This window comes from Gillisella terrae, assembly GCF_004801395.1.
In the GTDB taxonomy this organism is placed as follows: Bacteria; Pseudomonadota; Alphaproteobacteria; order Rhizobiales; family Rhizobiaceae; genus Allorhizobium; species Allorhizobium terrae.
The window spans coordinates 57,756-82,933 of the sequence record NZ_SSOA01000013.1; the positions used below are offsets into that span (position 1 = coordinate 57,756).

Annotated in this window: 18 protein-coding genes; 6 read left to right on the plus strand and 12 right to left on the minus strand. The window is 55.6% G+C overall.

Annotation, left to right across the window (positions count from 1 at the left end; all coding sequences use genetic code 11):
• Nucleotides 1-17 precede the first annotated feature (17 nt).
• Nucleotides 18-482: an Lrp/AsnC family transcriptional regulator gene (locus E6C51_RS18145; protein ID WP_186827837.1), complete on the minus strand. Its 465-nt coding sequence runs from the start codon at nt 480-482 to the stop codon at nt 18-20.
• 124 nt (nt 483-606) lie between these two features.
• Between E6C51_RS18145 and alr the strand changes: the two genes are divergently transcribed.
• The 5 genes from alr to E6C51_RS18170 all read left to right on the plus strand — a co-directional run bounded on the left by alr (nt 607) and on the right by E6C51_RS18170 (nt 6,531).
• Complete coding sequence (alr, locus tag E6C51_RS18150; protein ID WP_190237037.1) at nt 607-1,725, plus strand: alanine racemase; 1,119 nt, start codon at nt 607-609, stop codon at nt 1,723-1,725.
• Nucleotides 1,726-1,758: 33 nt separating this feature from the next.
• Nucleotides 1,759-3,006 (plus strand): D-amino acid dehydrogenase, encoded by a 1,248-nt coding sequence (locus tag E6C51_RS18155; protein ID WP_190237038.1) that lies wholly within the window; start codon nt 1,759-1,761, stop codon nt 3,004-3,006.
• Nucleotides 3,007-3,064: 58 nt separating this feature from the next.
• Nucleotides 3,065-4,021, plus strand: a complete 957-nt coding sequence (locus E6C51_RS18160; protein ID WP_190237039.1) for a TAXI family TRAP transporter solute-binding subunit — start codon at nt 3,065-3,067, stop codon at nt 4,019-4,021.
• Between the two features lie 63 nt (nt 4,022-4,084).
• Nucleotides 4,085-6,175: a TRAP transporter permease gene (locus E6C51_RS18165; protein ID WP_407920830.1), complete on the plus strand. Its 2,091-nt coding sequence runs from the start codon at nt 4,085-4,087 to the stop codon at nt 6,173-6,175.
• Nucleotides 6,172-6,531 carry a DUF1850 domain-containing protein gene (locus E6C51_RS18170; RefSeq protein ID WP_190237041.1) on the plus strand — a complete coding sequence of 120 codons (360 nt, stop codon included), beginning with the start codon at nt 6,172-6,174 and terminating at the stop codon, nt 6,529-6,531. The genes E6C51_RS18165 and E6C51_RS18170 overlap by 4 nt, the downstream gene beginning before the upstream one ends.
• A 2-nt stretch (nt 6,532-6,533) precedes the next feature.
• Here E6C51_RS18170 and E6C51_RS18175 read toward each other — a convergent pair whose 3' ends face one another.
• From E6C51_RS18175 to E6C51_RS18210, 8 genes are all read right to left on the minus strand, one after another.
• Nucleotides 6,534-7,469 (minus strand): MYG1 family protein, encoded by a 936-nt coding sequence (locus E6C51_RS18175; protein ID WP_190237042.1) that lies wholly within the window; start codon nt 7,467-7,469, stop codon nt 6,534-6,536.
• A 99-nt stretch (nt 7,470-7,568) separates the two neighbouring features.
• The gene (gene mmsB / locus E6C51_RS18180; protein WP_190237043.1) at nt 7,569-8,453 is read right to left on the minus strand and encodes a 3-hydroxyisobutyrate dehydrogenase; all 885 of its coding nucleotides are present in this window, start codon (nt 8,451-8,453) and stop codon (nt 7,569-7,571) included.
• A 15-nt stretch (nt 8,454-8,468) separates the two neighbouring features.
• Nucleotides 8,469-10,064, minus strand: coding sequence for a GMC family oxidoreductase (locus tag E6C51_RS18185; protein ID WP_190237044.1), 1,596 nt, complete (start codon nt 10,062-10,064; stop codon nt 8,469-8,471).
• A gap of 60 nt (nt 10,065-10,124) precedes the next feature.
• A complete protein-coding gene (locus E6C51_RS18190; protein WP_146937440.1) occupies nt 10,125-11,102 on the minus strand; it encodes a branched-chain amino acid ABC transporter permease in 978 nt (325 codons plus the stop codon).
• 1 nt (nt 11,103) lies between these two features.
• A complete protein-coding gene (locus E6C51_RS18195) occupies nt 11,104-11,991 on the minus strand; it encodes a branched-chain amino acid ABC transporter permease (RefSeq protein WP_190237045.1) in 888 nt (295 codons plus the stop codon).
• Between the two features lie 3 nt (nt 11,992-11,994).
• Nucleotides 11,995-12,696: an ABC transporter ATP-binding protein gene (locus tag E6C51_RS18200; protein WP_146937436.1), complete on the minus strand. Its 702-nt coding sequence runs from the start codon at nt 12,694-12,696 to the stop codon at nt 11,995-11,997.
• A gap of 1 nt (nt 12,697) precedes the next feature.
• Nucleotides 12,698-13,483, minus strand: coding sequence for an ABC transporter ATP-binding protein (locus tag E6C51_RS18205; protein WP_190237046.1), 786 nt, complete (start codon nt 13,481-13,483; stop codon nt 12,698-12,700).
• A gap of 17 nt (nt 13,484-13,500) precedes the next feature.
• Nucleotides 13,501-14,715 (minus strand): ABC transporter substrate-binding protein, encoded by a 1,215-nt coding sequence (locus E6C51_RS18210; protein WP_190237047.1) that lies wholly within the window; start codon nt 14,713-14,715, stop codon nt 13,501-13,503.
• A 186-nt stretch (nt 14,716-14,901) separates the two neighbouring features.
• Between E6C51_RS18210 and E6C51_RS18215 the strand changes: the two genes are divergently transcribed.
• Nucleotides 14,902-15,801: a LysR family transcriptional regulator gene (locus E6C51_RS18215; RefSeq protein ID WP_190237065.1), complete on the plus strand. Its 900-nt coding sequence runs from the start codon at nt 14,902-14,904 to the stop codon at nt 15,799-15,801.
• A 9-nt stretch (nt 15,802-15,810) separates the two neighbouring features.
• Here the strand turns inward: E6C51_RS18215 and glf are convergent, their stop codons facing one another.
• From glf to E6C51_RS18230, 3 genes are all read right to left on the minus strand, one after another.
• Nucleotides 15,811-16,977, minus strand: a complete 1,167-nt coding sequence (gene glf, locus E6C51_RS18220; RefSeq protein ID WP_190237048.1) for a UDP-galactopyranose mutase — start codon at nt 16,975-16,977, stop codon at nt 15,811-15,813.
• Nucleotides 16,974-19,031: an O-linked N-acetylglucosamine transferase, SPINDLY family protein gene (locus E6C51_RS18225; protein WP_190237049.1), complete on the minus strand. Its 2,058-nt coding sequence runs from the start codon at nt 19,029-19,031 to the stop codon at nt 16,974-16,976. The genes glf and E6C51_RS18225 overlap by 4 nt, the downstream gene beginning before the upstream one ends.
• A gap of 610 nt (nt 19,032-19,641) precedes the next feature.
• Entirely contained in the window at nt 19,642-25,071 is a 5,430-nt protein-coding gene (locus tag E6C51_RS18230; protein ID WP_190237050.1) for a cadherin-like beta sandwich domain-containing protein, read from the minus strand.
• Between the last annotated feature and the right edge of the window lie 107 nt (nt 25,072-25,178).

The following is a 25,178-nucleotide window of genomic DNA, read 5'->3' on the forward strand; positions in this document are numbered from 1 at the left end:
TGATCGCGTCATCGCGCTTAACCGCCTTTTCTTTGCCGTGTCTTCAAGACATTGCGGATGGAAAAGCTGGAATGGATGCGCGCAACGCCCGGCAATTTGGCGAGAATTTCCTTATGGATGCGCTCAAACGCATGGGCGTTCTCCACCTCCAGCTTGAGCAGATAATCCGAGCCGCCAGTCATCAGGAAGCACTCCTGAATTTCCGGGAATTTGCGGATCGCCGCCTCGAACTTGTTGAGATGCTCTTCGGTTTGCCGCTCCAGCGTAATATTGATGATGACGGCGATGCCGTCTTTCTCGTCCGATTGGCCAAGTATCGCCGTATAGCCGCGAATATAGCCCTCTTTTTCCAGCGCCGCGATCCGCCGCAAACAGGCCGATGGTGACAGGCCAACAATGGCCGCAAGCCGGGTGTTGCTCACCCGCGCATCCAACTGCAACTGCCGCATGATGTTGCGGTCTATGGCGTCGATTCCACCCACGCAATAAATCTCCTGTTTGTGGTCGATTATTGCGCCCATCCATCAAAATGGCAATGTTGATGCATAAATTGCGCGAACATTGCTTCTGAATTCCCCTAGTCTTTTTAAAAAACGGGGAATGTCGATGGATATGTCGATTGGTGAAAACATCTGTGCGGACGCCCTTTCTGGACGGCTTGTCATGGACCTTAAGGCATTGGTAGACAACTATTCCACATTGGCGAAACGCGTTCATCCTGCGGAAGCTTCCGCGGTGGTCAAGGCGGATGCTTACGGCCTTGGCGTCGCGCATGTTGCGCCAGCCTTGTTTGCGGCCGGATGCCGTAAATTTTTTGTGGCCCATTTGCAAGAAGCCGCAAAACTGAAGCCTTACCTTGCGCAAGAAGCCAGCATTTTCATCTTAAACGGATTGTTGCCGGGGGGCGAAAATTTTGCCGCCGCCCATGGATTTGTTCCGGTGCTCAACTCACTGGAGCAAATTGCCAATTGGCAACATACCGCACAATCGCTGGGAAAAACCCTGCCTGCGATTTTGCAATTCGACACAGGCATGTCACGCATTGGATTGTCGCCGCAAGAACGGGATGTTCTGGCGCAGAATCCGGCCCTGCTGTCCGATCTGGATGTTCTATATCTCATGAGCCATCTTGCCAGCGCCGATGAGAGCGAAAACCCGCAAAACGAGAGCCAATGCGCCGTGATGCGAGACATCCTTGCGCAATTTCCCGGCATCCCGCTGTGCTTTGGCAATTCCGGTGGCATTTTCTTGGATACACGCTTTCATGGCGATCTCGTGCGCCCCGGCATTGCGCTTTATGGCGGTGTGCCATCCGACAGGTCGGGCGATGCGATCAAGCCGGTTGTCAGCCTTTCCGTGCGCGTTGTTCAGACCCGCAGCGTTTCTGCCGGTACGCGCATAGGCTATGGTGGAACCTATATTGCCGCGCAAGACATGCGGCTTGCGACGATTGCCGCAGGCTATGCCGATGGCTTGCCGCGCAGCTTGAGCGACAAGGGTGCTGCTTATTTTGGCGATAAACGACTGCCGATTGTCGGGCGCGTTTCGATGGACAGCATGACCATCGACATCTCCGCCCTGCCAGAGGGCACCTTGACTCTTGGCAGTCTGGTCGAGGTGATTGGGCCGCATCAAACGCTTGAAGAAGTGGCAAACGCCGCCGGCACGATCTCATGGGAAATCCTGACAAGCCTTCGGCACCGCTATGATCGCCAATACATTTAACCGCGCCACGCAAAGCATAAATCGGGGATTATCATGAAAATCACAGTTCTTGGCGCTGGCGTTATCGGCGTCACCACAGCTTACTATCTGGCGAAATCCGGCCATGCGGTGACGGTGATCGACCGCCAGCCCGGCCCGGCGCTTGAAACCAGCTTTGCCAATGCGGGCGAAGTCTCGTTTGGCTATTGCTCCCCATGGGCAGCACCCGGCATTCCGCAAAAGGCGCTGAAATGGCTGTTCATGGAACATGCGCCTCTGATTTTGCGCCCCAAAATTGACGCCGCCATGTTGGGCTGGATGTTGAAAATGCTCTCCAACTGCACATCCGGCCGCTATGCCATCAACAAGAGCCGCATGTTGCGACTGGCCGATTACAGCCGTATTGCGCTTGCTGATCTGCGCTCTGAAACCGGCATTGCTTATGATGAGCGTATGCAGGGAACACTGCAATTGTTTCGCACCCAAGCCCAGCTTGATGCCTCTGCCAAAGATGTAAAGGCGCTTGCTGCCGACGGCATTCCTTATGAAGTGCTGGATAAGGAAGGCTGCATCCGCATGGAGCCTGCGCTGGCCGCAGCCCGTGACAAAATTGTCGGCGGCCTTTTGACACCCAAGGATGAAACCGGCGATTGTTTCAAATTCACCAATAGCCTGGCGGAAAAAGCCGCAGCGCTCGGCGTGGTGTTTGACTATGGCCGCACCATCCTTGCCATTCAATCCGACGGCTCGAAAATCACCGGCGTTACCACCGACAAGGGCGTGGTCAAGTCCGATGCCTATGTGGTCGCTCTGGGCAGCTATTCACCGATTGTGCTCAAGCCGCTTGGCATTAAACTGCCCGTCTATCCGGTCAAAGGCTATTCTCTGACGATTCCGATTGTAGACCCGTCCAAATCGCCCGAATCGACGGTGATGGACGAGACCTACAAAATCGCCATTACCCGTCTGGGCGATCGCATCCGGGTGGGTGGCATGGCCGAGATTTCCGGCTACACCAATGATCTGGGGCAGGCCCGCCGCCGCACGCTGGAACATTCTGTCACCGATCTGTTTCCAGGTGGCGATCTTTCCAAGGCCAATTTCTGGTCTGGCCTGCGCCCGATGACGCCCGATGGCACACCGGTGATTGGTGCGACCAGACTTACCAATCTCTACATCAACTCCGGCCACGGAACGCTGGGCTGGACCATGAGCTGCGGCTCGGCACGGATGTTGAGCGACGTGATCAGCGGTCGCAAACCAGAGATTGAAACCGCCGACCTCGCGCTCAGCCGCTATTGACGCGCTTGATCTATCCCCTCATGATCACAGAGTGAAATGATTGAAGGGGAGGACAATCGTGAAACGAGCTATTGCAAATTGCGTGGCCGCAGGGGCCTTTGTGCTGAGCGGCTTTGCCGCAACCGGGCCAGCCAAAGCCAGTGAGTTCATCAATGTTCTGACCGGCGGTACATCGGGGGTCTATTATCCGCTGGGTGTGGCGCTGGCCAAAATTTATGGCGATGGCATTTCGGGAGCACGCACGCAGGTGCAGGCCACCAAGGCCTCGGTTGAAAATCTCAATCTTTTGCAGCAGGGCAAGGGCGAGATTGGATTTGCACTTGGCGATAGCGTGAAAATGGCGGCGGAAGGCAATGCAGAGGCTGGCTTCAAGGCACCGCTCAACAAGCTGCGCGGCATTGCAGCGATTTATCCAAACTATATCCAGATTGTCGCCTCAAAAGATTCCGGCATCAAGACGCTGGCCGATTTCAAGGGCAAAAGCATCTCCGTGGGTGCGGCAAAATCGGGTACAGAGTTGAATGCGCGCGCCATTTTGGCCGCTGATGGCATGTCTTACAAGGATCTCGCAAAAACCGAATATCTGCCGTTTGCCGAATCTGTCGAGTTAATCAAAAATCGTCAGCTTGATGCAACCTTGCAGTCGGCGGGCCTTGGCGTTGCATCGTTGAAAGATCTGGCAACCTCGGTTGCGATCAATGTGGTTTCTGTGCCCAAAGATGTGGCCGATAAATTGGGGCCACCTTACCTCGCCACGGTTATTCCAGCCAATACCTATGAACGGCAAACCGAGGATGTGCCAACGGTTGCCGTTGTGAACTTTCTGGTCACACGCGAAGGGGTTTCCGATGAAACCGCCTATCAGATGACCAAGCTGCTGTTTGAACACCTAGACACCATGAAGGCCGCCCACAACGCGGCCTCGGCAATCACCCTGGAAAATGCCATCAAGGGCATGCCAATTCCGCTGCATCCGGGTGCCGCACGCTACTATAAGGAAAAAGGCCTGTTGTAAGGCCTCTTCGTCGCCGGTTTTACAATCGGCGACACTTTAATGCCTGCGAGGGGGACAAGCAGCGTGCATTCGAACACCACAGCAACACAGGCTGAAACAGCCGAATTTCACAACAGGTTTGGCGAGGCATTTCCAACCTCATTCGAAGGGCGAACGCTGTTTTTGATCGCGGTGGCCTTTTCAGTTTTTCAAATTGCCACAGCCGCTCATCTGATTGATTTTCCGAGCCAAATCGTGCGCGCTATCCATGTCGGCTTTTTGCTGCTGCTGACCTTTCCGCTGGTGGCTGCCGCATCCCACAGACACTTATGGTTCAAAGGTATCGCATGGGCGCTGGCCGCCTGTGGCGTCGCAGTGGCAGCCTATCAAACCATTGAATATTCCGATCTCTTGATCCGCGCGGGTGATCCTCTTCCGATGGATATGACTATGGGCATTCTCAGCCTTGGCGTCATTTTTCTGGCTTGCTGGGTCAGCATGGGACCAGCCCTGCCGATCATCAGCGGCATCTTTCTAGCCTATTGCCTTCTGGGACAATATCTGCCCGCCCCACTGGACCATCGCGGCTATGACCTTTCACAAGTCATCGACCACATGGCCTATGGCACGGAAGGCATTTATGGCACGCCGATTTACGTGTCATCCTCCTATATTTTCCTCTTCATCCTGTTTGGGTCGTTCCTTGAAAAAGCAGGCATGATCCAACTGTTCACCGACGTGGCACTCGGACTCGTGGGCCACAAGCGTGGAGGTGCGGCGAAAGTCGCGGTAATCTCCTCGGGCTTGATGGGCACGATTTCGGGCTCAGGTGTGGCAAATGTTGTCACCACCGGCCAGTTCACCATTCCGCTGATGAAGAAATTCGGTTATCGCGCCGCCTTCGCCGGTGGCGTAGAGGCAACCGCCTCGATGGGCGGCCAGATCATGCCGCCGGTGATGGGGGCGGTGGCTTTCATCATGGCCGAAACCCTTGGCGTTGAATATTCCGAAGTGGTGAAGGCAGCGCTCATTCCGGCCATCCTCTATTTCATGTCGGCCTTCTGGATGGTGCATCTGGAGGCTGGTCGACGGGGCTTGGTTGGTCTTCCAGTCTCCGAATTGCCATCGGCGACAAGGGCATTGCGGCAACATTGGTATCTGATTCTGCCGCTGGCAGCGCTCGTCTGGCTGCTGTTTTCTGGCTATACGCCGCTGTTTGCAGGCACGGTCGGCCTTGGGTTGACAACGATGCTCATCCTTGGCGGCAGCATCGCGTTGGGCTTGCCCGCCGGTGCCATCCGCTTGATTTTCTGGATTGCACTGGGCGTGATCGGGGCCGCTTTTCTGAAATTTGGTTTCAACATTGTGCTGGCAGCGCTGGTGGTTTTGGTGGCGTGGAACGCGATCAGCAAGGGCGGTCGCCAAACATTGGTCGATTGCGTTGACAGCTTGGCCGAAGGCGCAAAAACGGCCCTGCCGGTTGGCATTGCCTGCGCCATTGTCGGCATCATTGTGGGCACAATGACCCTCACGGGTGTCGCCACAACCTTTGGCGAATTCGTGGTTTCTGTGGGCAAAACCAGCCTGTTTTTGTCGCTGGTGCTGACAATGATCACCTGCATCATTCTGGGCATGGGCATTCCCACCATTCCCAACTATATCATTACCTCATCCATTGCAGGCCCCGCCCTGCTGGCGCTGGGCATTCCGCTGATCGTCAGCCATATGTTCGTGTTTTACTTTGGCATTCTCGCCGATCTGACACCGCCGGTCGCACTCGCCTGCTTTGCCGCGGCACCTATTGCCAAGGAAAGTGGTTTGCGCATTTCGCTCGAGGCCATCAAGGTGGCAGCGGCGGGTTTCGTTGTGCCATTTATGGCCGTCTATTCGCCCGCATTGATGCTTCAGGATGGTGGACCGCTGGCTTTGGAAATCGGCTATATTCCGGCTGTGCTCTACATCGTCACCAAGGCTGTCATTGCTATTGGCCTTTGGGGAGCGGCTGTCACCGGCTATTGTGCGGTGATGCTCAAGCCGCTTGAGCGGATTTTTGCAATGATTGCCGCTTTCCTGCTGGTGGCGGCCTTGCCGATGACCGATGAAGCGGGCTTTGCGCTCTCCGCCGTCTTTGCTCTCTGGCTGTGGCGGCGCACAAAAGCTGAGGTCAGCGTGTGAGCCTGTGCATTGCTGTTGGCGCAAAGACCATGGTGATCGCAACCACGGTCTTTACCCTGCAATGGACCCATTCGGTTGAGAAAATCGATTGGCGTGAGCAATGGCACATCGGATCGGCTGGCTTGCAACTCACGCAAGCCAGCGTCAAAGGCTCAGGGGCAGGCATGGAGCCTGGAGACGGCGCTCATCTCAAAGATGGTTGGTGGACATGGACACCAAAGCTTGCGCCCATCAAGCAGCTTTCTCTTGCCGCCTCCGGCGCAACTGGAGGCGGGTGGCATCTTTGCTACGCTGACACCTGCATTGAGCTGGGAAAGCAGGCGGGGCAAAGCGCTGTGCTGCGCCCCTGCCCGTAAGTTTAAGCAGGCAAGCCCAAAGCCAGCGCCTCATTGACCGCCAATTGCGCCATGGCAAGAGCGGCTTCACGGGTTTTGGCCGCCGCAATGAAGCGACCGTTGTGGCAGAAGGTTGCGCCTTTAACACCGCAGGCGGCCTCAAGATCAGCATTGGTCAAGCCAGCCCAGCTTGCAGGCAAATCGGCGCGCAGATCAAAGCCTTCATCGGCACGGCGAATGCCAGTCAAGGTCCAGTCATTGCCGCGTGGATGCACCACAAACAGCAGGTGATCGGCACCGGCCTTCACAACAGCGGGACGAAATGGCATGCCCATCGGCAATTCCAGAATGCGCCCTTGGCCTGCCCGCTCAATGGCCTGCTCGACCATCGTTTCGGCGCGCAATTTCGCAGCACTTTTGGATATTCTGGCTTCCACAAAGCTGCGTGCAATGGCCAAAGCCTCATGAAAGCTGCGGTCTTCGGCATCCGGGTCTGTTTCATCAAAAACAGGCTTCAAGGTTTCCAAAAGCGCAGGCAGGGTCAGTCCCGCCAATTGCCCAGCCGTTGCCGGGCTAAGTGCACCATTGTCCACCAGATCCACCGGCAGCACAAAACTGCCATCAAACGAGGTGTGAACCGCCTCGATATGCGCTTCAGGAAGGTTGGATGCTGCGAGATAATCGCGGCCATAATGTTTCCAGATCAGGCCGAACGAACTGAAGGGCTGGCCATCATCACGCAGGGGTGCTCCGCGCTGGTGGTGGTCGAAAATCCGCCGACCCGCATCATAAAGACCACCGACATCATAGATAATCCGGTCTTCAGCGGGCGTGATCCACTCCGGCGACCGGCTTCGAACAATCTTCGCATTTGGAAAAAGCCGGGTCAGGATGACGCTGGACAGCAATTCATCGGCATGAAAGCCACCGGAATGGGTGACGAGAAACGCTGGAGCCATGCCTGAATAAACCTTGTTGTTGATGGGTGGTTGAGCCAATAGCCGTTGAGGCCGATAAGCTCAACCCATCCCCCCGAATTTTGCAACAAGGCTGGTTGGTTAGACCTGATGATCGCGCAAAAGCTCGATAATGGCGGAAAAATCGCGCCCGCCGTGACCCTGCTTTTCAAACAAGCTATAGATCTGCTGTGCTTGCGCGCCCATGGGCGTTGATGCACCCGTTGAAAGCGCGGCATCTTGCGCCAGTTTCAAATCTTTCAGCATCAATTGTGCGGCAAAACCCGGAGCATAATCGCGGTTTGCTGGCGAATTTGGCACTGGCCCCGGCACCGGGCAATAGCTGGTCAGAGACCAGCACTGGCCCGATGATGTGGAGGCAACCTCAAACAGGGCTTCATGCGAAAGACCAAGCCGTTCGCCAAGCGCAAAGGCTTCGCACACGCCGAGCATTGAGATGCCGAGAATCATGTTGTTGCAGATTTTGGCTGCCTGCCCCGCACCTGCCTCTCCGCAATGCACAATCTTAGCCCCCATGACCTCCAGCAAAGGCTTGGCCCGCGCAAAGGCCTCAACCGTGCCACCCGCCATAAAGGTGAGCGTGCCTGCGCTGGCACCACCCGTGCCGCCTGAGACCGGCGCATCAAGCGACAGAAATGATGCCGCTTCGGCCATCGTATGGGCCTTGCGCGCACTGTCGACATCAATGGTCGAGCAATCAATCAGCAGGGCACCTTTGGCGGCGTGATCCGCAATGGTGCGCCAAACGGAGATAACATGCGCACCCGCTGGCAACATGGTGATGACCACCTCAGCGCTGGCAACGGCCTCTTCAATGGCCTTTGCAGGCGCAATCCCAAGCTTGCTCGCCGCCTCCAAGGCGGCTTCCGACACATCACAGCCAAAAACCTGATGACCATCTTTTGCCAAATTGGCCGCCATGGGCAATCCCATATTGCCAAGGCCAATAAATGCAATCCTTGCCATTGCTCACATTCCTTTTTATCGATTGTCTGCGAGGATCATCTGTGCCGCCTTTTCGGCGATCATGATCGTCGGTGAATTGGTGTTGCCAGAGGTGATGGTGGGCATGATCGAGGCATCTGCCACGCGCAGCCGTTTCAGGCCGCGAAACCGCAGGCGCGGATCGACAACACTGTCTGGATCGGACCCCATGCGGCAGGTGCCCACCGGATGAAAAATCGTGGTGCCAATATCGCCCGCTACCTTGGCCAGATCATCATCGGTTTCAAACTGGCTTCCCGGCTTATATTCCTGCGGCGCATAGCGGGCAAACGACGGTTGCTTGGCAATGTTACGGGCAATGCGAATGGACTGCACCGCCACCTGCTTATCCCGCTCGCTGGTCAGGTAATGGGGGGCGATGGCTGGTTGCAGGGCAAAATCGGGAGAGCGCACATGCACCGATCCCCGACTTTCCGGTCGAAGATTGCACACGCTGGCGGTGATGGCCGGAAAACGATGCACCGGATCGCCAAACTTATCCAGTGACACTGGCTGAACGTGAAATTGCAGATCCGGCGTCTCGATGTGCGGCCCGGAACGGGTGAAAATACCGAGCTGGCTTGGTGCCATGGCCATGGGACCAGAACGGCGCAGCGCATATTCCATACCAATCGCCATTTTGCCAAACAGGCTGGAAGCTTTTTCGTTCAAGGTTGGCACACCGGTGACTTTGAAAACCACCCGGAGCTGCAAATGGTCTTGCAAATTCTCACCAACAGAGGGAGCGGCATGGACAACATCAATGCCGGCTTTTCGCAAAACCTCTGGATTGCCGATACCCGAAAGCTCCAGCAGGTGCGGCGAGCCAATCGAGCCTGCAGAGAGAACGGTCTCTTTTGAGGCGAAAAACGGCTTGGTGATGCCATCATGATGGACCTCGACACCGCGCACGCTATCACCTTCAAGGATCAGCCGTTTGGTATGCGCCTTGGTCAAAACCGTCAGGTTGCCACGGGCAATGGCCGGACGAAGAAAGGCTTTAGACGTGTTCCAGCGAATACCAGAGCGCTGATTGACATCAAAATAGCCGCTGCCTTCATTGCTGCCGCGGTTGAAATCCGCTGTTTCAGGAATGCCCGCCTCTTTCGCCGCTTGCTGAAAGGCTTCCAGCACCGCCCAGCGCACCGGCGCTCGCTCCACCCGCCATTCGCCACCACTTCCGTGCAGCGCATCGGCGCCCTTGTAAAAATCCTCGGATTGCTTGAACAATGGCAAGACATCATCCCAGCCCCAGCCCTCACAGCCCATCTGCCGCCATTGGTCATAATCGCGTGCCTGCCCGCGCATATAGATCATGCCGTTGATGGAGGAGCAGCCTCCCAAGACCTTGCCACGGGGATAATTGAGGGCGCGACCGTTCAGGCCCTCTTCTTTCTCGGTTGAGAAACACCAGTCGGTGCGCGGATTATTGATGCAATAAAGATAGCCGACCGGAATATGAATCCAGTGGTAATTATCGTTGCCACCCGCCTCCAGCAGCAAAACACGGGTGTTTTTGTCTGCCGCCAGCCGATTGGCCAAGACGCATCCTGCCGATCCCGCGCCGACAATAATATAATCAAACATGTCCATTTTCTACTCCGCAACAATGCATTGCGCAGGGTTGAGGCGCGTTCCCTCACCCAGTCTGCATCAATGATGTTGGCTCAAACCCAGCTTGCGACCGATCCATGATGCATTGATTTCGCCAACAATGCCGCGCCGAAACACCAACACGCAGACCATGAAGACAACGCCGGTGATGATGGTGACAGGAAAGCCGGTTGTGGCGAGGTAATTGCCCAATGCAACAATGACCCCCGCGCCAAATACCGGGCCCAACATGGTGCCAATACCGCCCAGCAGCGTCATCAGGATAACTTCACCCGACATCTGCCAGGACACATCCGTCAATGTCGCAAATTGGAAAACCAGCGCCTTCATGCCTCCCGCCAATCCGGCAAGGGCTGCCGAAAACACGAAGGCCCCCAGCTTGTAGCGGGCCACCGCATAACCCAAAGACAGCGCCCGGGTTTCATTTTCGCGGATGGATTTCAAAATCATGCCGAAGGGAGAATGCACAAACCGCCAGATGAACAGCAATCCCAGCAGAAAGATACCCGCAACCGTGTAATACATCGCCAGCGGCTGATTGAGATCAATCATGCCCAGAAGATGTCCGCGCGGCACCGACTGGATGCCGTCTTCGCCTTGGGTAAATTCGGCCTGAAGGCAGAAGAAGAAGAACATTTGCGACAGGGCCAGCGTGATCATGGCAAAGTAAATACCCTGACGGCGAATGGCCAACAGGCCCATGACCAGCCCCAGACAGGCCGCACCAACCACGCCGGTCAGGATGCCCAGTTCTGGCGGAAAGCCCCATTCCTTCACCACATAGGCGGTGAAATAAGCAGCCGCCCCAAAGAAGGTCGCGTGGCCGAATGACAGAAGGCCGGTATAGCCCAACAGCACATTGAAGGCGCAGGCAAACAGGGCAAAGCACAACAGCTTCATCAGAAAAATCGGATAGATGAAAAAGGGCGCTGCCAGCAAAAAGGCCAGAGCCAAAACACCCAGCCCAAGCTTGATGGAAGAGCGAGACGCAGCAGGTGTCGATGAGTTTGAAGACATATCAGCCCTCCCGTCCAAAAAGGCCAGCAGGCCTGATGAGCAAAACAATCGCCATGATGACGAAAATGACGATGCTGGAGGCTTCCGGGTAGAAAACCTTGGTCAGGCCTTCGGCAATGCCCAGCATATAACCGGTCAGAATCGCCCCCATGATCGAGCCCATGCCACCCACCACCACAACGGCGAAAACAACGATAATGGTGTTGGAACCCATCAAAGGCGATACCTGATAGATTGGCGCTGCCAGCACCCCGGCAAAGGCCGCAAGGGCAACGCTCAAGCCATAAGTAAAGGTGAGCAACACCGGCACATTGACGCCAAACACCTGCACCAGCGTGGCGTTTTCCGTAGCAGCGCGCAGGTAAGAGCCAAGCTTGGTGCGCTCAATCAGGAACCATGTGGCAAGGCACACAGCCAAGGAGGCAATCACCACCCAGCCGCGATAGATGGGCAGAAACATAAAGCCGAGATTGGTGCCGCCGGTCAGTGCCGACGGTGTGGCATAGGGCTGGCCGGATGCACCATAGAGATAGCGAAACGTGCCTTCCAATGTCAGCGCCAGGCCGAAGGTGAACAACAGCCCGTAAAGCGGATCAAGATCATAGAGCCTGCGCAAAAACAGCCTTTCCACCACAGCGCCACCCAGACCGACAATCAAGGGTGCAAGGATCAGCGCTGGCCAATAGCCGATTCCGGCAAATTGCAGCAGCAGATAAGCGGTGAAAGCACCGAGCATATATTGCGCCCCGTGGGCGAAATTGATGATGCGCAACAGACCGAAAATGATCGCAAGGCCAAGCGAAAGGAGCGCATAGAATGAGCCGTTGATCAGCCCCACCAGCAATTGACCAAGCAGGGCCTGAAGGGGAATGCCGAATATCATTGTCATGGCTTAAACCCCCAGAACCGTGTGCAGCGTATCCATACGCTCGGGCAATTCGCCCACCGGAAATTCCGACACCACCATGCCGTGATCCATCAGATAAAAGCGGTCGGCAACACGGGCGGCGAAGCGGAAATTCTGCTCGACCAGCAACACCGTCATGCCGCGCTCTTTCAGTTTTTTCAAAACATCGCCAATGCGTTGCACAATCACCGGGGCCAGCCCCTCGGTGGGTTCATCCAGCAACAACAGCTTGACGCCCGTGCGCAGAATGCGGGCCATGGCCAGCATTTGCTGCTCACCGCCGGAAAGCCGTGTGCCGGGGCTGTTGCGCCGCTCATGCAGGTTTGGGAAAAGCTCAAAAATCTCATCCAGCGACATGCCCCCTTCACCCACGGCTGGCGGCAACATCAGGTTTTCGACAACGTTCAGAGAGGCAAAAATGCCACGTTCTTCGGGCACATAGCCCAAGCCATGATGGGCCGTGCGGTGCAGCGGAACCTGCATCATATCCTGCCCGTTGAGGCGGATTTCACCACGGCGCTTGCGCAAAATTCCGGTGATGGTGCGCAAAGTGGTGGTTTTGCCCACGCCGTTTCTGCCCAGAATCGTCACCATTTCGCCTTCGCCAATGGTCATGTTAACACCATGCAGCACATGGCTTTCGCCATACCAGGCATGAAGATCGTTAATTTCCAAAAGCGCCGCCATTTCAGTCTTCCTCCGTGCCCATATAGGCGGTTCTGACGCGCGGATCGCGGCTGACAGTGTCGTAATTGCCCTCAGCTAGAATTTCGCCACGCTGAAGCACCGTCACATGGTGGCAAAGATCGGCAACGACGGAGAGATTATGCTCCACCATCAACACGGCGCGCGTCGCTGCAACCTCGCGGATCAGGTTGGCAATTGTGCCGATGTCTTCCTGCCCCATGCCCGCCAAAGGCTCATCCAACAGCAGAACCTTCGGATCAAGCGCCAGCGTGGTTGCCATCTCCAATACCCGCTTGCGACCGTAGGACAGATCAGCCGCCAGCACATCGCGCTCTTGGCTGAGACCGACAGTGGCGATCAGATTTTCAGCATGGCTGTTCAATTGATCAAGCGCTGACAAAGGCCGCCAGAATTGATGGGCCAGATTGCTCTTGCGCTGCAAGGCAACCCGAACATTGTCCAGCACACTCAATTGCGGAAACACCGCCGAAATCTGGAAAGACCGCACCAGACCTTTGCGCGCCACCTTGTCCGGCACGGTCCGCGTAATGTCTTCGCCCAGCAGAGTGATGGTGCCAGCGGTTGGCTGTAAAAACTTGGTCAAAAGATTGAAAACCGTGGTTTTCCCGGCACCATTTGGCCCAATCAGCGCATGGACCCGCCGATCCCGCACATCAAGATCAACATCACGCACGGCGGTGAAGCCGCCAAAATCCCGGCGCAGGCCACGGGCGGATAACACCACCCGTGGCTCTGAGCGCTCCATCTGTTCAACGGATGCGTTCATCATCATGTCCAGTCTGTTTACTTGACGAGGTCGCAGCCGCTCTTGGCCGGATCAATGTAGGCTTCTTTGCCGGGAATGGTGGCCAATACGTTATAATAATCCCATGGCATCTTGCTCTCGGAAGGCTTCTTCACCTCCAGCAGATACATGTCATGGATCATCCGGCCATTGGCACCCACGGTACCACCACGACCAAACACATCATCAACCGGCATTTCATGCAATTCCTTGGCAACGGCGTCGGTATCATCTGTGCCAGCCTTCTGCACCGCTTTGAGATATTGCATGACCGCCGAATAGGTGCCCGCATGAATCATATTGGGCATCTTGCCGGTGCGTTTCATGAACCGCTCACCAAATTTGCGGCTTTCATCATCGCGGTTCCAGTAAAAGCCTTCGGTCAGCGTCAAGCCTTGTGCCGCTTCAAGACCGAGACCGTGCACTTCCGCCAGCGTGAACAGCAGTGCTGCAAGACGCTGACCGCCTTGGGTAATGCCAAATTCTGCGGCCTGCTTGATGGCATTTTGCGTATCCGCCCCGGCATTGGCCAAGCCAATCACCTTTGCACCAGAAGACTGGGCCTGCAACAGGAAGGACGAGTAATCGCTGGTGGACAGCGGATGGCGCACCGAGCCCAAAACCTTACCGCCATTGGCTTTGACGAATTCGCTGGTTTGCTGCTCAAGCGAGTAACCAAACGCATAATCGGCGGTCAGGAAAAACCAGCTGTCGCCGCCCTGCTTCACCAGTGCGCCGCCGGTGCCAACCGCAAGAGCGTGGGTGTCATAGGCCCAATGGAAGCCGTAGGGGCTGCATTGCTTGCCCGTCAGCTCGGTGGTGGCAGCGCCCGTCACGATGTCGATCTTTTTCTTCTCTTTGGCGATAGCCTGCACAGCCAACGCAACGGAAGAGGTCGTCAGCTCCATAATCGCATCCACCTGATCGCGATCAAACCATTGGCGGGCAATGTTAGAGGCAATATCGGGCTTGTTCTGATGGTCGGCATCGACGATTTCGATTGGCGCGCCCAAAACCTTGCCGCCGAAATCTTCCACCGCCATCTTGGCAGCCTCGACAGAAGACTTACCGCCAAAATCAGCATAAACGCCCGATTGATCGTTCAGAATACCGATTTTGACCTTGCCGTCGGAGACGCCACCCGCTGACGCCGCCAAAGCAAATGATGCGCTTGCAACAAAAATTGCAACCGATGCCAAAAGCATATTTCGCATGAAATTCCCCTCCCAGAGATGTTTAAACAGAGATAGACCTGTTCAAAATTGGCCAGCCGCTCTCCTCAAAACAGCCGAACATGCGCGATAGTCGGCTATATTGGCGATTGACGCAACACGACTTGCGGATTAATTCCAAACAGCACATGTTCATTTTTGAACAGATGGGAAGAGATCGTGGCAAAGATGCAGTTTACCTGGGATGATCTCCAGTTTTTTTTGGCAGTCGCCCGTTCGGGTCAACTGTCGTCTGCGGCACGCAATTTGCGCACCAGCCATGCCACAGTTTCGCGCCGGATCGACCGGCTGGAATTTTCCTTGAAAGTGAAACTGTTTGAGCGCAACCCGAGAGGCTATGTGCTGACGCCGATTGGCCATCGCTTTGTCGAAACGGCCGAAAAAGTCGAGCAGGAGGCGGCGCGCCTGCAAGAAGAACTGTCCGGCGGCGATCTCGTGCAGCGTGGCGTTGTGCGCATGTCAGCGCCCGAGGGTTTTTCCAATTTCTTTTTCGCGCCACGCCTGGCAGAACTGTCCCATTGTCATCCGTCTATCACGCTGGAACTGGTGACCATTCAGCAAATCATGTCTCTATCACGCAAAGAGGCGGACCTTGCCGTGGTGTTGGATCCGCCCAAAGCAGGCCCCTATCATTTTGAGCACCTGACGTTTTATCAACTGCAAATCTACGCTTCAAAAGACTATCTAGCCCGCAATGGCGCGCCGCAAACACCGGATGATCTGCTCTCTCACGCTTTCATTGGTTATATTCAGGATATGATCTTTGCACCGGGGCTGGATTATCTGGGCGATATTCACCCTAAAATTCGACCCGGCTTTCAAAGTTCAAGTATCTTTTCGCAGTTGACCGCCACCCGCAATGGCCTTGGTCTGTGTGTGCTGCCTCTGTTTATCGCCCATCAATATCCCGAGCTTCGCCCCGTGCTGCCCAACACCGTGCTTAAACGCGATTACTGGATCGTCTGCCACCGCGATATGCTGCAAGTGCCACGCATCCGCTCGGTCATGGATTTTCTGCGCAATAGCGTCAAAGACAACGCCCATCGCTTTATCACGGATGCCCCTTGAAAGGCAGAGTTACACTGGTGCATGCAGAAATGACGGCATTGCCGCATCTGCTTTTTCTGCGAACAAATAAAGCCTTGCCGTATCAAGCGCCTCGCGGATTGTCACATCCATATCAAGATAGCGATAGGTACCCAGCCGCCCAACGAAGGTCACATGAGCCTCCTGCTCGGCAAGCGCCACATAGTGCGACAGCAGCTCTTTTTCCTCAACCAGTCGAATGGGGTAATAGGGCGTATCCTGCGGCCCACATTCCCTGGAAAATTCGCGGTAGCAGACCGAGCCTTGATGGTTCTCCCAGGGAGAAAAATGCTTGTGTTCAGTGATCCTCGTAAAAGGCACGGACTCGTCACCATAATTCATCACCGCACAGCCCTGATAGTCGCCATCATAGGTAAAGCGTTCAAAATCCAGTGTGCGATAGCCAAGACGGCCAAATTGGTAGTCATAATAACCGTCGAGCGGCCCGGAATAAAACACATGAGCAAAGCCATCGGTTTGCGTCCGACGAAACGCCGTTTCCAGATGCAGCGTGATATTCGGATGATCAAGAATATGCCCGATCATATCCGTATAGCCGTTTTCCGGCATGCCCTGATAGTGATGGAAGAAATAATTGTCATCATAGTTGAAGCGCACGGGAAGCCGCTTCAAAATCGAGGCTGGCAACTCGGTGGGTGAGCAACCCCACTGTTTCTGGGTGTAGCCCTTGAAAAAGGCCTCATACAGGTCCTTGCCGACGAAGCGCAGCGCCTGCTCCTCAAACGTTTCCGGCTGCTCTATGCTTGTATCTGCGAGCGTCTCAAGAAACACGCGCGCCTCATCGGGCCGAAAGCTCTTGCCAAAAAACTGATTGATGGTGTGCAGGTTGATGGGAAGCGAATAGACCTGCCCATTGCTCGTGGTTTTGACGCGGTTTTTATAGGGCATGAATGTCTGGAAACGGTTGACGTAGTTCCAGACCTCCGCATCATCTGTGTGGAAAATATGTGGTCCATAGATATGAACCATCACCCCCGTTTGCTCATCTCGCTCAGTGTGACAATTGCCGGCAATATGCGGCCTGCGATCAAAAATCTCGACATGATGGCCAGCCTCAGCCAGTTCACGACCGATGACGCCGCCGGAAAGTCCGGCCCCGACAATCGCAATTTTTTTGCCCTCACCTGCGGTGATCATCCGCGTGTTCCCGCAGTTTCCTCGGTCCAGAGACGGTTATCATAAGGGATGGGTGCATAGTCATGATAGCGCGCCAGCTTTTCCAGATAGCGCTGGCGATAGGTGTCCTCATCGCAATAGACAATATTGCTCTGCACCAGCTCTGCTCCCAACTCGTAATAAAGGTCGAGGTTGCGCAAATCTGGAACCGGTGTTTCGCCCCGCTCCGCCTCATCCTGCATTTGCCAAAACAAGGCTTCCAGACGGCGGGCAAGGCCCGGAATGTCGCGCAGAACAGAAGTTTCGCGCTGGTCTTGCAGCGCCTTTCTGATCTTCAGCAAGGTCTTGGGGGCATTGGCAAAAGCAATGGCCTGCTCAACATAATGATCAGGATCCTTGCAGATCAATTCTGGAACACCGGCCGCATGAACGATGCTGGCGCAAAACCGCGAAGCAAAGCTTTTTCCCGGAACGGTCAGAACCGGCAAGCCCATGGTCAGCGCATCGCCTGCGGTCGAATGCGCACCATAAGGGAAGGTATCAAGGAACAGATCGGCAAGAGCAATGCGGGCTAGATGCTGCGCATTGGGTGCCTTCGGCGCAAAGATAAGGCGATCGGGCATAACGCCCGCGGCTTCTGCCAATGTGCGTAAGCGCTGATCAACATCATCACTTGCGCCCAGCAGCCAGAACACGCTGCCCGGCGTTGCTTTAAGAATTTTCATCCAGTGGGCAAAAGTGGCCTCGGTGATTTTTTGCATGCCGTTGAAACAGGCAAAAACAAACGCACCCTCCGGCAGACCGGCTTCTGCGCGATAGGGTGTTTTGGCAATTTCTCGCTTACGGTCAATCGGTTGGTTGCACGCAATCCGCAGCACTTTTTCAGTATAATAAATTTCGCTTGCAGCCGGAACAATATGCTCATCCGCAATCATATACTGATGGAAAGGGCTGCCCATTGTGCCGGGATAGCCGCAGAAATTGACAATCACAGGGGCGGGACGATAGGCAAAAATGCGCGTGCGAGCATGTTTGGTATAGCCGTTTACATCGATCAAAATATCAATGTCATCAGCGGCAATTTGCCGTGCAGCATCTTCATCACTCAGTGCGGCAATATCGCGCCAGCAATCAATGGCGGCTTTCATCCGGTTTTGCGTTGCATCGTTGGTGACGGGATCGCCACAATAATAAGCGAAGATCTCGACGCTCGTTTTATCATGCAATTCCAACACGTCACGCAGCGCAAAGCCAACGGCGTGATCGCGAAGATCCGATGAGACATAGCCCACACGAAGACGCTGGCCTGTACCCAGTTTGCGCGCCACCGCTTTCCGTGGAAACCCTTGCGTATCGGGGCGTCCAGCCAGAGACTTATTATAGCGATAGGCTTTCGCCAGTTGAAAAATCGGATCATCGGCAAAGCAGGCCAAAGACAAAGGTGAAAGGCCGTCGATCAGATGGCGAAGAGAAACATGCTCCGATGGGGTCAAGATTGGCCACTTGCAGGCCCGTTGGCGGATGGCTGTCCAGTGCTGAGCCGACTCGCTTTTATCTGGGCGCAGTTCCATCGCTTGCCACAGCGCCGTTTCAGCATCTTCCAGCAGATTGGCATTTTCCATAACCCGGCCAATATGCTGGAGCGCCATGAGCCGATGCAAGACTTTTTCGGCCGTGCTTTCTGCCGTCACATCCAAAAGCTTGCGCCACTGCTCGATTGCAAGCGCTGCAAGACCACTGTCTTCAAACGCCCGACCCAGGTTGATATGGGCCTGACCAAATTTCGGATCAATCTTCAAGCAAGCGGTCAGCGCGTTGATTGAGCCGGTGATATCGCCAGCTTGACGCAGTGTGACAGCGTAATTGAAATAGACCAGATGCAAAAAAGGATGCACTTCGTTAAACGCAATCCACGCTTTATAAAGCTCTATTGCCTCCTGCCGCTGGCCGCTCGCGCTACGGTTTTCTGCAAAACTGAACAGGTCTTGCACCGACAATCGCCGCATGCGTGCGTGCTCAACCATAACGGCAAGAGGCTGCATTGGATTCATAGCGGATGCATTATTGACGGCCATTGGTTTTTCCAAACATGTGAGGCCGAAAGGCCAATCTTGTCACTCTCGAAAGCAATTTTCGCTGAATGGCTGTGCACAACATCCGGTCTTTCTCTCGAAAGCCGATCACCTATGGAGAGACACGTGTTCACAACCGAATCGCAGACAGGATGATGGCCCCGCTCGGATAAAGCGAGGGCTTGCTGCTTTGAAAAGCGACTGTTCCACAGGAAGTATTTGGCATTGCCAACTTGATGCCAACACGGCTGCATCATTCCTTAAATCGGAATCGATTTAAGGAATGATGCAGAAGATTAAGAGTGTTATAGCGTCCTTTGTGCGCCATATTTCGTGAGAGGCGCTGTAGTTCAACCATGCTCACCTGCCAACCAGCCCTGCAATCTGCGGCGATCTTCTGAAATATAGAGCGATAGGAAAAACAGATGAAGACGCAATATAATCAGGTTCGTCCATCGAGCTGATCAGCGCTTTCGGTGCCCCTTGAGCGCTTTGATCACAAAACACGAGTGCAGGCACAAACGAGCGCATTCGATAGTCAAGGGTCTGCACGCGGGGTGCACACCCCGCGCTGATTTTTCTGCGCCACGGCAAGCGTGCCTATCAGAACCTGTCAGAATTTCTTGCTGACACGCACTCTGGCCGCTGTGGATTTATCGCCATCGCCTTCAATGTTGAACAGAATATTGGCCTCCATTCCCCATTGATTTTCGGTCACAAGCGACAGCCCGCCTGAAATGGAGCCAAAGGCACCAGCACCGTTCAAGCCCGAAAAGCCAACGTTTGCGCCAACTTTGGGTGTCAGGACCGATCCATCTGCAAGGGTAAAGGAACGAGCAAGATCTGCACCGGCACTGACGCGCAATTGCTCTTCGGTGAAACCTTTCAAACCAAGGAAATCGCCCTGATTGTTGCTAACGCCATAGTCTTTCACTGTCTCGGAGAGGTAGATTGTCCTGAACTTCGGAGTGAGCACGGTTGCGTCACCAATATCCCACTGTCCCTTGAGCTTCGTATCCACAATCCAGCGGGTCGTATCAAAGCGACCATCCCAGAATCGGGTATCGATCGCATTCGACGACCCACCATAAAGAACACTGGTGTCCCAGAACACGCCTTTCAGCAGCTCGAAAGATGCATAAGGCCCCACCAGCCAACCATTTCCGGTCAATTTGGCATCATTGTCCGTGGGGTCGGTCATTCTGTCGTAATGAAGAGACACGCCCAACAAGGCTTTGTCGGTCAAGAGATAATCCGCCCCAAGGGACAGCATGCCGAAGCTGCCCCACTGACTGCCATTATCCTTGCGGTTGTGCAGGGCAATGATACCGTCAATCCAGATATTAAACCGGGTATCCGCGCCACCTTCGATGCCATCGGCATGGTTGCGCGCCGCTTCCATCTGCGCCAGACTGGTTGAAAAGCCCATGGAGAGCCCTTCAGCCGAGGGTAGCACGACCGTCGTTACCGGATCCGTGGCAGAATCCAGACGCCGACGCTCCAGAAGACCCGGAACATGCAGCGACCCGGCAATCAAACTTTGCCGTGAGCGGACAAAGCCATGAACAAGCGCATCAATATCCTGCGCAACAACGCCCGCGTCATAGCCGAGATTATAGGTCACAACGCCGGTGTTGGAGAGGCCCAACGTGCTGCTCAATCGATAATTAACCTTGACCTGACCGGAATAGCTCGGATTTGGCGTAAACTGCAAATACCAGCCGACGGGTATGAAGGAAGATGCAGCCTGCGCCAATTGACCTTGAACAATTCGCGCCGTTCCAGCATTTGCCGGCTCAACCACCACAATTTCCGCCGAGAAAAACGGTCCACCCGTTGCCCCCCGATTAAGGTAGACATCTGGAGGTGTCGAACCTGCGGCAACAGTGACTTCCTTGTTCGGCGCGGTCACGGCACGCGGTGCGACTTTGAGCGTGTAATTTGCCGTTGCTGTCGCCCCGCCCGTATCAGTGGCCGAAATACTGAAGGAATAGTCGCCCTCGGTTTTTGTTTCGAGAGGCCCCGTCAACGTTCCGGTCGAAACATTCAGCACGAGGCCTTTCGGCAGGGTACCAGATCCAACGCTGTAAATCAGAGTGCCCGTACCGCCTTTTGCTGCGATCTCCTGACGATAATCCTCACCCGCCATCGCCTCGCTCAAAGCACCGCCTGCTGGCGAAAAGACCAAATTCGCGGGCGCAGCAGCAATGGAAAGCTGATAATTAACAGACGCGGTCTGAGCGTTGGCGTCAGTGACCGTCACGGTAAATGCATATTCCCCGGCCACGCTTGGCGTTCCACGAATGACACCCGTGGATGTATCAAGCGTGAGGCCAGCAGGCAGCACATTTCCGGTAACCGCAAACGTGTAAGGTGCGCTTCCCCCCGAAGGCGTCAATGTCTGACTGTAATTTGCACCCACACTCCCTTTGCTCAGAGGGCCCGAAGCTGGCGAGAAAACGATAGAGGCAGGGGCCGCCCGCGTGACAATGACCGTATAGCTCACCTTCGTCGAACCATCCTGAGCCGTCACGTCAACCGTGATCGCATTGGCTCCAACAGCAAGCGTGATCGCGCTAGAAGCTGAGCCAGATGCGACAGGCGAGCCGTTCACAGTCACCGTCGCGCTTGTCTCAGCGACCGTTGGCGTTACTGTCAGCGTTGACACCGAGTTTGCAACGCTGGCCGTGTAGCTCAACGTGCCAGAGGCAAAGCTCGGAGACAATGTGCCGGTTGAGAGTGTCAGAGCCGCAAGCGTCGCATCAGAGGACACGGCGGGGGCCGCGCGTGTCACGTCTACAGTATAAACCTTGATCGTCGTGCCATCCTGCGCCGTCACTCGAACCGTAATCGTGTTGAGCCCAACGGCAAGCGAAATCGAACCAGACGCATTGCCAGATGTCACACCATTCCCGTTCACAGTCACCGTCGCGCTTGTCTCAGCGACCGTCGGCGTGACCGTCAGCGTCGTCACAGAGTTTGCAACACTGGCCGTGTAGCTCAATTGCCCTGCCGAGAAGCCGGGAGACAATGTGCCACTCGACAAGCCCAACGCCGCAAGCGTCGCATCCGTCGACGCGGCGGGGGCCGCACGTGTCACGTCTACAGTATAAACCTTGATCGTCGTGCCATCCTGCGCCGTCACTCGAACAGTAATCGTGTTGGGTCCAACGGCAAGCGTGATCCCGCTAGAAGCTGAGCCAGATGTGACAGGCGAGCCGTTCACAGTCACCGTCGCGTTTGTGTCAGCGACCGTTGGCGTGACCGTCAGCGTTGACACCGAGTTTGCAACGCTGGCCGTGTAGCTCAATTGCCCTGCCGAGAAGCCGGGAGACAATGTGCCACTCGACAAGCCCAACGCCGCAAGCGTTGCATCAGAGGACACTGCGGGGGCCGCGCGTGTCACGTCTACAGTATAATCCTTGATCGTCGTGCCATCCTGCGCCGTCACTCGAACAGTAATCGTGTTGGGTCCAACGGCAAGCGTGATCCCGCTAGAAGCTGAGCCAGATGTGACAGGCGAGCCGTTCACAGTCACCGTCGCGTTTGTGTCAGCGACCGTTGGCGTGACCGTCAGCGTTGACACCGAGTTTGCAACGCTGGCCGTGTAGCTCAATTGCCCTGCCGAGAAGCCGGGAGACAATGTGCCACTCGACAAGCCCAACGCCGCAAGCGTTGCATCAGAGGACACTGCGGGGGCCGCGCGTGTCACGTCTACAGTATAATCCTTGATCGTCGTGCCATCCTGCGCCGTCACTCGAACCGTAATCGTGTTGGGGCCAACGGCAAGCGTGATCCCGCTAGAAGCTGAGCCAGATGTGACAGGCGAGCCGTTCACAGTCACCGTCGCGTTTGTGTCAGCGACCGTCGGCGTGACCGTCAGCGTCGTCACCGAGTTTGCAACGCTGGCGTTATAGCTCAATTGCCCTGCCGAAAAGCCGGGAGACAGTGTGCCACTCGACAAGCTCAGAGCCGCAAGCGTCGCATCCGTCGACGCGGCGGGGGCCGCACGTGTCACGTCTACAGTATAAACCTTGATCGTCGTGCCATCCTGCGCCGTCACTCGAACAGTAATCGTGTTGGGGCCAACGGCAAGCGTGATCCCGCTAGAAGCTGAGCCAGATGTGACAGGCGAGCCGTTCACAGTCACCGTCGCGTTTGTCTCGGCGACCGTTGGCGTGACCGTCAGCGTTGACACCGAGTTTGCAACGCTGGCCGTGTAGCTCAATTGCCCTGCCGAGAAGCCGGGAGACAATGTGCCACTCGACAAGCCCAGAGCCGCAAGCGTTGCATCCGTGGATGCCGCCCGCGTCACTGCTATCGTGTAAACCTTGATCGTCGTGCCATCCTGCGCCGTCACTCGAACCGTAATCGTGTTGAGCCCAACGGCAAGCGTGATCGAACCAGACGCATTGCCAGATGTCACACTATTACCGTTCACAGTCACCGTCGCGTTGCTCTCAGCAACCGTAGGCGTGACCGTAACCGTTGTCGTCGCATTCGAAACCGTGGCTGTGTAGCTTACGCCACTCGGCGTAAAAGACGGAGACAATGTACCGCTCGACAAGGTTAGAGCCGCAAGCGTTGCATCCGTGGATGCCGCCCGCGTCACTGCTATCGTGTAATCCTTGATCGTCGTGCCATCCTGCGCCGTCACTCGAACCGTAATCGTGTTGAGCCCAACGGCAAGCGTGATCGAACCAGACGCATTGCCAGATGTCACACTATTACCGTTCACAGTCACCGTCGCGTTGCTCTCAGCAACCGTAGGCGTGACCGTAACCGTTGTCGTCGCATTCGAAACCGTGGCTGTGTAGCTTACGCCACTCGGCGTAAAAGACGGAGACAATGTACCGCTCGACAAGGTCAGAGCCGCAAGCGTCGCATCCGTGGATGCCCGTGTTACGGTTACCGCATAATCCTTGACCGTCGTGCCATCTTGCGCCGTCACACGAACCGTAATCGTGTTGGGCCCAACGGCAAGCGAAATCGAACCAGACACACTGCCAGATGCAACAGCCGTGCCGTTGACCTTAACCGTCGCGTTGCTCTCAGCAACCGTTGGCGTGACCGTAACCGATGTCGTCGCATTCGAAACCGTGGCTGTGTAGCTTACGCCACTCGGCGTAAAAGAGGGAGACAATGTACCGCTCGACAAGGTCAGACTCGCAAGCGTCGCATCCGTGGATGCCCGTGTCACGGTTATCGTATAATCCTTGACCGTCGTGCCATCTTGCGCCGTCACACGAACCGTAATCGTGTTGGGCCCAACGGCAAGCGAAATCGAACCAGACACACTGCCAGATGCAACAGCCGTGCCGTTGACCTTAACCGTCGCGTTGCTCTCAGCAACCGTTGGCGTGACCGTAACCGATGTCGTCGCATTCGAAACCGTGGCTGTGTAGCTTACGCCACTCGGCGTAAAAGAGGGAGACAATGTACCGCTCGACAAGGTCAGACTCGCAAGCGTCGCATCCGTGGATGCCCGTGTCACGGTTATCGTATAATCCTTGATCGTCGTGCCATCCTGCGCCGTCACACGAACCGTGATCGGATTGGCTCCAACCGAAAGCGAAATAGAACCAGAAGCCGAACCGGAGGTCACAGCCGTGCCGTTGACCTTAACCGTTGCCGTGCTATCCGTCACTGTCGGTGTCACCGTCAGCGATGTCGTCGCGTTGGTAACGCTTGCTATATAGCTCAGCGTCCCCGGGGCAAAGCCTGGTGAAAGGGTGCCACTCGAAAGCGTAAGGTTCGAAAGCGTCGCATCTGTAGAAGATGCTCGTGTCACACTGACCGTGTAGCTCTTGGTGGTCGTGCCATCCTGCGCTGTCACCACAACCGTGATCGGATTGGCTCCAACCGAAAGCGAAATCGGAGTAGACGCACTGCCAGATGCCACAGCCGTGCCGTTGATCTTAACCGTAGCGTTGCTCTCAGCAACCGTTGGCGTGACCGTAACCGTCGTCGTCGCATTCGAAACCGTGGCTGTGTAGCTTACGCCACTCGGCGTAAAAGACGGAGACAATGTACCGCTCGACAAGGTCAGACTCGCAAGCGTCGCATCAGAGGAAGCTGAAACACTTCCATCTGAGCACGTCACCTGCAAGGTAATCCTTTTATCTCTTGGAGTACCTCGATTATTAGCAT